We start from the raw sequence: 8,062 nt of genomic DNA, 5'->3' as shown, positions 1-8,062 counted from the left end.
CCGCGCATCCCGCGCGGCGCGCCGTGCGCCGTCTGCGCCGTTTGCTGCGCCAGCGAATACCCTGAATGAAGGAACGCCTTATGAGCACGACACCCAATTCCGACATTGATGCGCAGATCCGCGCCGAGATCGAACGCCTCTCACGAGAGGCGGTGGACTGGGAGCAGAGCGAGTCCGGCGAGGCGCAGATCGTGTGGAAGCCGCGCGCCGCGACCGATCGATTCGTGGAGGCGGACGGCGGCAAGCGCCTGCTGCCCATCGACATGCAGGTTTATTACGACCTGCAACTGTCGCGCGGGGCGTCCCGGCCTGCCAGTCCGGACAGCGACGAATGGATCTTCGACAGCCCCGAAGTCGGCACGACCACGCACGCCGAGATGAACGCCGGGCGGCTGGATCATTTCACGCGCTTCGTGCCGCTCACGCCTGAGTCGCGCATCCTCGACATCGGCTCGCGCAACGGGCAGTTGATCTACTTCCTGAACGATCGCGGTTACCGGCGCGTGTCCGGGATGGACGTGGTCAAGCTCAACGTGCTGTGGTGCCAGAAGAACGGCTTCGACGTGAAGCTGGGCGATGCGCACACCCTGTCGAAGACGTATACAGCTGGCTCGTTCGACGCGATCTTCGCCTATCACGTGCTGGAACACACCTACGACCCCGCGCAAGTGCTGCGCGAGTTCTATACCATCCTGGGCGAGCGTGGCGCGATCCACATCGAGATTCCGCTTGAAGCGATCAGCCTGCGGTTCGGGCACGTCTATAACTTCGCGCCTGGCGAGCTGGCGCGGTTGGCGCGCGAGGCCGGGTTCATCGTGCTGGACGTCCGGCAGGGCGAGGGCAACGAGCGTCTGGTCGCGCGCAAGAAGGCGGGGCCGTTGGACGGACTGGGATGGGATGTCCGCCACACGCTTGGCAAGGTCCGGCGGCGGCTGGGACTGTAAGCGCGAGCGCCGCCATGAAGATCAGCATCGGAATGCACCTGAAGTCCGGCCCGTGGGGCGGCGGCAACCAGTTCGGTCACGCGCTGGTCGCTGTGCTGCGCGCGCGCGGGCACGAGGTGGTTTTCGATCTGGCCGCGCCCGATCTGGACGTGATTCTGCTGTTCGATCCTCGGCCCCAATCACAAACGGCCAGCTACGGCGACGCCGAGATTCTCGACTACGTGCGCCACGTCAACTGGCGGGCGCTGGTGGTGCACCGCATCAACGAGTGCGACGAGCGCAAAGGCACGACCGGCGTCAATGCGCGGCTGATCGAGGCCAACCGCTGCGCCGATCATACGGTGTTCGTGTCATCGTGGCTGCGCGATCTGTTTCTGGCGCAGGGCATCGGCAGCCGCGCGATCAGCGTGATCCTCAACGGCTCCGACCGCGCGATCTTCAACGCGGATGGTTACCACCCGTGGGATCGGACCGGCCCGCTGCGGCTGGTGACGCATCATTGGGGCGCGAACTGGCTGAAGGGCTTCGACATTTACCAGCGCCTCGATGAGCTGCTCGGCACGGACGCCGTCCGCGAGCGCTTCGCCTTCACGTACATCGGCAACCTGCCGGACGGCTTCACCTTTCACAACACGACCTACCTGCCGCCCAAGCATGGACCGGAGCTGGCCGCCGCGCTGCGCGAGAATCACGTGTACCTGACCGCCTCGCAAAACGAGCCGGGCGGGAACCACCAGAACGAAGGCGCGTGCTGCGGCCTGCCGCTGCTCTACCGTGAAAGCGGCTGTATGCCCGAATACTGCGCGGGCTTCGGCGTGCCGTTCACGGCGGAGACGTTCGAGACGGCGCTGGACGAGATGGCCGCGACTTACGAAATGTGGGCGGCGCGCATGCCGGAGTATCCGAACACCGCCGCGCGCACTACTGCCGCATATGCCGCGCTGTTCGAAGATCTGGTGGCCCGGCGCGAGGCGATCCTTCAAACGCGCCCCTACGCGCCCGCGCCCTGGGCGGCGCGGCTGCTGTACCGCGCCCGCCGTGTGATCCGCCCATGAAGCTGCGCGACGTGTTCCGGCGCGGCCCGGCGCGGCCTGCGGTCTACCACGCCAGTGACGGCGCAAGCTGGGTGCTGGATTGGGTCGCGCGCTATCTGGCGGCGGAACTGGACGCGCAGGGCGTGCCGTCGGTGCTGACCACCGCGCCCTGGGATCTCAAGGGCCAGATCATCCACTTCCACGACCGCTACACCTATTTCAACGGCCCGCACGACCGCCTGCACCCGTCCAATCACCTGTTCATGACGTGGTTCCACGGCGACCCCGCCGATCCGCTGATGACGCCCGTCTTCGCGCAGATGCACGCCGCCGCGCCGCGCCTGGAGAAGATCGTGGTGTCGTGCAGCGCGACGCGCGATCACGCCCTGGCGGGCGGGCTGCCCGGTGACAAGATGGTGCAGATCCCACTGGGCGTGGATCTGGATCTGTTCGTGCCGCCGGGACCGGAAGCGCGCGAGGAGAGCCGCGCCGCGCTGGGTGTGCCGGACGATGCCGTGTGCATCGGATCGTTCCAGAAGGACGGCGTCGGCTGGGGCGAAGGCATGGAACCCAAGCAGGTCAAGGGGCCGGACGTGTTTCTGGACACGCTGGCGCAGTTGAAGCCGTACGTCCCGAACCTGTTCGTGCTGCTGACCGGGCCTGCGCGGGGATACGTCCGGGCCGGGCTGGAGCGGCTGGGCATTCCCTACGCGCACCACCACCTGCCCGACTACCGCGCGATTGTGGCGTGTTATCACGCGCTGGACCTGTACCTGATCGCGTCACGCGTGGAGGGCGGGCCGCAGGCGCTGCTCGAAAGCTGGGCGACCGGCGTGCCGCTGGTCAGCACGCGCATGGGCATGCCCGCCGACTTGATCGCGGACGGCGATAACGGCCTGCTGGCCGAGGTCGAAGATCCAGCGGGGCTGGCCGGGGCGGTGGCGGCGCTGATCGAAGACGAAGCGCTGCGCGAGCGCTGCCAGTTGGGCGCGCTCGAAGACGTGGAGCATTATGCGTGGCCGGTTATCGCGCGCCGCTATGCGGACGAACTTTACCGCCCGCTGCTGGAAAGGACCGGCGCATGAGCGCCCACACGCCGCACCTCGTCCTGTTTTTTACGCACGGCGTCTCGCTGCGCACCTGGGATGAAACCGGGACGTTTGAGCGCGAGGTCGCGCTGTACCGCCGCCTGCAAGCGCGCGGCTATAAGATCACATTCATTACCTACGGCGACGCCAGCGACCACGACTATGCACCGCGCATCCCCGGCATCACCATTCGCTGCAACCGCTGGGGCCTGTCGTTGGACCGGTACAGCCGGTGGCTGCCGTTTTTGCACGCGCCCATGCTGGCCCGCGCCGACGTGTACAAGACCAACCAGAGCTACGGGTCCGATGCGGCCCTGCGCGCCGCAACCCTGTGGCACAAGCCGCTGATCGCGCGGGCGGGCTTCATGTGGGCGCTGTTCCTGGCGAACGTGCCGCCCGACGTAGCCGCGCCCTACGACCAGGAGGCGCTGCTCGGCACGGAACGCGACGTGTTCCGGCAGGCGCAGCACGTCGTGGTCACCACGGAGCGTATGCGCGATCATACCGTGAACGTGATCGGCGTGCCCGCCGAGCGCGTGACGATCATCCCCAACTACATGCTGACGGACGTCTTCGCGCCAACGCGGGCGGGCTACAGCGGCTACCGCAAGATCCTGTACGTGGGCCGTTTGCAGGCCGAAAAGAACCTGCCCGGCCTGTTCGAAGCGGCGCGCGGGCTGGATGTCGAACTCACGTTGATCGGGCGCGGCGTGCAGGCCGACGAACTGAAAGCGCTGGCCGAGTCGTACGCGCTGGCGGTGAACTTCGTCGAGAATGTGCCGAACGAACAGCTCCCCGGCTGGATGAACGAGGCCGATCTGTTCGTGCTGCTGTCGTTTTCAGAGGGGCATCCCAAGTCGCTGTTAGAGGCGATGTCGTGCGGGACGCCGGTCCTGGGGGCCGACTCGCCGGGCATCCGTGACCTGATCCGCCACCGCGAGACGGGCTATTTGTGCGGGACCGACCCGGACGCGATCCACGCCGCGCTGCTGGACGTGCTGGGCGACGAGGCGCTGCGCGAGCGTATGGGCCGGGGCGCGCGCGAGTACGTGCTCGATCACCTCGCGCTGGATAAGATTGTCGAGCAGGAGACGGGCGTCATCGACTCCGTGCTGGCTGCCTGGAAGGACCGCAAATGATCGACTATAACGCGCGCTACGCGACGGGCTACATGGAAGGCTTCACCGACCTGTACGAAGCGGCGCGGCTGGTCGCCGTGCGCGAGGTGCTGGCCGACCGGACGCTGTGGCCGACCCCGCCGGGGCTGATCATGGACTTTGCGTGCGGGCAGGGGCGCTATTTTCCGTTTCTGAAAGAAGCGTTTCCGGCGGCGCGCATCCTGGGCGTGGATATTTCGTTCGTCGGCGTGCAGAAGGCGCGCCTACAGTTCCCCGACGAGCGCTACACGGTCGGCATGGGCGAGGCGCTGCCCCTGGCGAACGGCGCGATCGACCTGATTTTCTCCATCGAGACGCTGGAACACGTGCAGGACGCCCGCGCCACGATCGACGAGTGGGCGCGCGTGCTGAAACCCGGCGGGCAGATCCTGTTCACCACGCCGTGCGCCAACCGGTTCTCGCTCGAATGGATTCTGATGGCGCTTAGCGGCGGGTTCCAGCCTTCCGCCGACGGTTACGGGCGCTTCCGGCGGGACGAGCCGGGGCATTTGCGCCGCCTGAGCACGCGCCACGTCGCGGGCCTGTTCGCGGACGCCGGGCTGGAAGTTACGCGCTCGCGCTTCCGCACGCACGGCTTCACGACCATCGCGCACGACCTGATCCGCCCGCGTTCCAGACGCCTCGCCTACCGCGTCGCGCTGCTGGACTGGCGGCTGCTGCGCCGCCTGCCGAACGGCGCGAGTATGGTTGTTATCGGTCGCAAGCCACTTTAGCCCGGGAGGGAGTCATGCCTGAACCTGCGCTGTCCGTTCACACTGCCGATCCCCAACTTCAAGCGCTCGCGGAGGCGCTGGCCGCGCTGCCGGACGTGATCGCCGTGGCGCGGGGCGGATCGGTGGCCGCGGGCGTTGCCGACGCGCTTTCCGATTGGGACCTGTACGTGATTTCGACCGCACCCGTGCCGGTGGCGGATCGCCGTGCGCTGGCCGAGCGGTTCGCCGGGGCGGAGTACGGGCGCGTGGAGGTCGGCAACCCGTTCTGGGGGCCGGGCGACGAGTGGGCGCTGCGCGAGAGCGGGCAGTCCGTCGATCTGGTCTATTGGGAAGCCGCGTGGATCGAGGAACAGCTTGCGCGCGTGCTGGACCGGCACGAGGCCTGGGTCGGCTACACGACCTGTTTCTGGTACACCATTTTGCATTCCGAGCCGCTGATCGACCCGTCCGGCTGGTACGCGCGCCTGCAAGACAAGGCACGGCAGCCGTACCCGGAAGCGCTGCGCCGCGCCATCGTCGCCAACAACTACCCCCTGCTGCGGCAGGTGCGCTCCTCGTTCCGCCACCAGATCGAAAGCGCGCTGATCCGGCAGGACCGTGTGAGCCTCAATCACCGCACCGCCGCGCTGCTCGCCAGCGTCTTCGACGTGATTTTCGCGGCCAACGCCGTGCCCAATCCCGGCGAAAAACGTCTGCTCGACCTGACGATCCGGTTCTGCCCGACGCTGCCGCACAACCTGCCCGTGTTGGTGAACCGTCTGGTCGAGGCGGTCGGCGCGCCGTGGGAGCACCAGCCGATCCTGGCGTGCATCGACGCGCTGGTAGACAGCCTGGAAGTGATGCTGATCGGGCAGGGACTGCTGGACGCGGATGGGAACGTCGTGCGCTGACGGCCCCGCGTTCGGAATCCACTCCAAACAGAAACACAGGGTGGGGCACGGCCCCACTCTTTCAAAAATCCAGTTGGGCACGCACGTCCACATTTGTAGAAAGCGATACGCGACACATGACTTTATCCACACTCCCCACCATCACCGAATTTATGGATCTCTCCTGGGAACAGATCGAGCCGTTTTTCGTGGAGCTGGCCGGACGTCCGCTGGATGCGGGCAGCGTTCAGGGCTGGCTGGCGGACTGGTCGCGCCTGAGCGAGCTGGTCGACGAGACGTACTCGCGGCTGTACTTCGCCACCACGCAGGACACCACCGACGACGCGGCGGAAGCGCGCTTCCACGCGTTTTTGGAGGGCGTGTTCCCCAAAGCGCAGGCGTCCGATCAGGCGCTGAAGCAGAAGCTGCTGGCGAGCGGCCTGGAACCGGACGGCTTCGAGATCCCGCTGCGCAACATGCGCGCAGAGGCAGCGCTGTTCCGCGAGGCGAACCTGCCGCTGCAAACCGCGCAGAGCAAAGTGACCTCGCGGTTGAACCGCGTTTTTGGCGCGCAGACGATCGACTGGGACGGCAGCGAGATGACCGTGCTGCAGTCGGAAGTGCTGCTGCTCGATCCCGACCGGGCCGTGCGCGAGCGCGCGTGGCGGCTGGCGTCGGATCGGCAGTTGGCCGACCGGGACGCGGTCAACGCGCTGTGGGTACAGTACATGGACCTGCGCAAGCAGATCGCGCGCAACGCCGGGTTCGACAGCTTCCGCGACTACCGCTGGCAGCAGTTACTGCGCTTTAGCTACACGCCGGACGACTGCACCACGTTCCACAACGCGATCGAGGAAGTGGTCGTGCCCGCCGCGACACGCATCTACGAGCGCAAGCGGGCACTGTTGGGCGTGGAGACGCTGCGGCCCTGGGACGTGGAGGTTGATCCGACCGCCAGCGCGCCGATCGTGCCGTACAAGGACGTGGCCGAGCTGGAAGACAAGGGGCAGGCGATTTTCGACCGCGTCGATCCGGCGCTGGGCGCGTACTTCGCCACCATGCGCCGCGACGGGCTGCTCGATCTGGACAACCGCAAAGGCAAGGGGCCGGGCGCGTATTCGACCTCGTTCGAGGCCAGCAAACGCCCGATCATCTTCATGAACGCGGTCGGATCGCGGGCGGACATCCGCACCCTGCTGCACGAGGCCGGGCATGCCTTCCACGCGTTCGAGGCGTGGGCGCAGCCGCTTTATCACCAGCGCATGGTCCCGATGGAGTTTGCCGAGGTCGCGTCGATGTCGATGGAACTGCTCGCCGCCCCGTACCTGCCCGCCAGCGAGGGCGGCTTCTTCGCGCCGGAGGACGCGGCGCGCGACCGGATCGCACACCTGGAGAAAATCGTCAAGTTCTGGCCGTACATGGCGGTGGTCGATGCGTACCAGCATTGGGTGTACGAGAACGTCGACGCGGCCCGCGATCCCGAGCAGTGCGACGCGACGTGGTCCGCGCTGTGGGATCGTTTCATGCCGGGCATCGACTTTTCCGGCCTGGAGGCGGACAAGGCCAACGGCTGGCATCGCAAGCGCCACATCCACCGCTCGCCGTTTTATTACGTCGAGTACGGCATGGCGCAGTTGGGCGCGGTGCTGGTGTGGAAAAACGCGCTGCGCGATCAGGCGGACGCCGTGCGGCAGTACCGGCACGCGCTGAGCCTGGCCGGGACGGTCGATCTGCCGGACCTGTACCGGGCGGCGGGCGTGCGCTTCGCGTTCGACGCGGCGGCGCTGCGTGAAGCAGTCGATCTGCTCGAAGGCACGCTGGACGATCTGTACGCGCAGGTGTAAGAAAAAGCATACCTCACCCCCTGATCCCCTCTCCAATCAAGTTGGAGAGGGGGAATAAATGCCAGAACTGCGGGGGCGGATTCCGACGCCCCCGGCCCGTTTTTACCGGAACGAGAATGTAGAGGAATCGAACAGGACGTGTGATGGCGGTATTGTTAGGCAAATGGGAGGGACGCCCGATCACGATCAGCGTGAAGCGCAACTGCCTGACGGTCAGCATCGAGCAGGCGCGGGGCGAGCCGGACGTGTACAGCTACGATTACGCGGGGCGGCTGTGGACCGCGCAGCTCGAATCGACCACGTACCGGCGCGGGCTGGACGGTAAGATGGTCGCCAAGTGGATGCGGCCCGACCGCACGCGCGGGCGGCGCTGGCTGGCTCCCGACGAGGTG

Annotated in this window: 7 protein-coding genes and 1 pseudogene; all 8 read left to right on the top strand. The window is 66.8% G+C overall.

Annotated elements, in window-relative coordinates; genetic code table 11:
* Positions 1–80 precede the first annotated feature (80 nt).
* Positions 81–944, top strand: a complete 864-nt coding sequence (locus V7116_RS24665) for a class I SAM-dependent methyltransferase (protein WP_324394658.1) — start codon at positions 81–83, stop codon at positions 942–944.
* 14 nt (positions 945–958) lie between these two features.
* Complete coding sequence (locus tag V7116_RS24660) at positions 959–1,999, top strand: hypothetical protein (protein WP_324394657.1); 1,041 nt, start codon at positions 959–961, stop codon at positions 1,997–1,999.
* Positions 1,996–3,063, top strand: coding sequence for a glycosyltransferase family 4 protein (locus tag V7116_RS24655; protein WP_324394656.1), 1,068 nt, complete (start codon positions 1,996–1,998; stop codon positions 3,061–3,063). The genes V7116_RS24660 and V7116_RS24655 overlap by 4 nt, the downstream gene beginning before the upstream one ends.
* The gene (locus tag V7116_RS24650) at positions 3,060–4,205 is read left to right on the top strand and encodes a glycosyltransferase family 4 protein (protein ID WP_324394655.1); all 1,146 of its coding nucleotides are present in this window, start codon (positions 3,060–3,062) and stop codon (positions 4,203–4,205) included. Before V7116_RS24655 ends, V7116_RS24650 begins: the two co-directional genes overlap by 4 nt.
* A complete protein-coding gene (locus V7116_RS24645) occupies positions 4,202–4,957 on the top strand; it encodes a class I SAM-dependent methyltransferase (protein ID WP_324394654.1) in 756 nt (251 codons plus the stop codon). Before V7116_RS24650 ends, V7116_RS24645 begins: the two co-directional genes overlap by 4 nt.
* 14 nt (positions 4,958–4,971) lie before the next feature.
* The gene (locus tag V7116_RS24640; protein ID WP_324394653.1) at positions 4,972–5,847 is read left to right on the top strand and encodes a hypothetical protein; all 876 of its coding nucleotides are present in this window, start codon (positions 4,972–4,974) and stop codon (positions 5,845–5,847) included.
* A gap of 116 nt (positions 5,848–5,963) precedes the next feature.
* Positions 5,964–7,670 (top strand): M3 family oligoendopeptidase, encoded by a 1,707-nt coding sequence (locus tag V7116_RS24635; RefSeq protein ID WP_324394652.1) that lies wholly within the window; start codon positions 5,964–5,966, stop codon positions 7,668–7,670.
* Positions 7,671–7,813: 143 nt separating this feature from the next.
* Positions 7,814–8,062, top strand: a pseudogene (locus V7116_RS24630) (hypothetical protein); the annotation flags it as partial.

The sequence above is a fragment of the Aggregatilinea sp. genome (assembly GCF_036822615.1).
In the GTDB taxonomy this organism is placed as follows: Bacteria; Chloroflexota; Anaerolineae; order Aggregatilineales; family Aggregatilineaceae; genus Aggregatilinea.
This window is presented reverse-complemented; position numbering and strand designations above follow the sequence as displayed.